Below are 733 nucleotides of genomic sequence, written 5' to 3'. Positions count from 1 at the left end.
CCCCTGGGACAACAGCACGTCGACCTGCCGCAGCTTCGCGACGATCTCTTCAGGCTTGTGCTTCTTCTGCGGCATCGCGGGCATCCTCCAAAGGCTCAAAACGCCTACTTCAGGGAGGGCCACTTTTCAGGGGGCAGGCCAGAGGTTCGCGACGATGTAGGCAAGTCGGGCACGAACCCGCTCGCAGTCCTCAGAAGGGACTTTCGATTTGATCTGGATCCATGCAGCCGCAAACGCGCCGTGAGCCCGCGCTAGATCAACTGGATCAACTAGGGAGGAAAAAGGCATGGCGTCCCCCAACGCAGACTCGTCCCGCTTGTTTAGGACAAATCTAATCTAAGGTGATCGGCGGGCGTCGCAAGCCCAGATTGCTGAGGGCCGTGCGTTAGGCTCGTTCGCCTCGTCTCGAATGGAATCGCCCGACAGTTTGTCGAGTCCCGTCCGAGTGTTACGGGCGACTGTTACGGAGATTCTAGAAAGACGTTTAAAATCAATAGCTTAGCACACTGGCTGGGGCGGGAGGATTCGAACCTCCGAATGGCGGTACCAAAAACCGCTGCCTTACCACTTGGCGACGCCCCAATGTGTCGCGCGTTCTAGAACGCGTCGTCGTCATGTGCAACCGTCTCGCGGTGGCTCCCTGGAACCTCGGAAGAAATCATCCCCAGGCTGCAAACGAGCTGTTGCGCCGGGGCCGCGTGCTGGCTATAAGCCGGCCACCAGCGGCCACCAG

At 59.3% G+C, this 733-nt stretch carries 1 tRNA gene; it reads right to left on the bottom strand.

The features are described from left to right. Positions 1-507: 507 nt before the first annotated feature. Positions 508-582, bottom strand: a tRNA-Gln gene (locus AC1DVA_RS28915). Positions 583-733 lie beyond the last annotated feature (151 nt).

The sequence above is a fragment of the Allobosea sp. P4_C6 genome (assembly GCF_056402015.1).
This window is presented reverse-complemented; position numbering and strand designations above follow the sequence as displayed.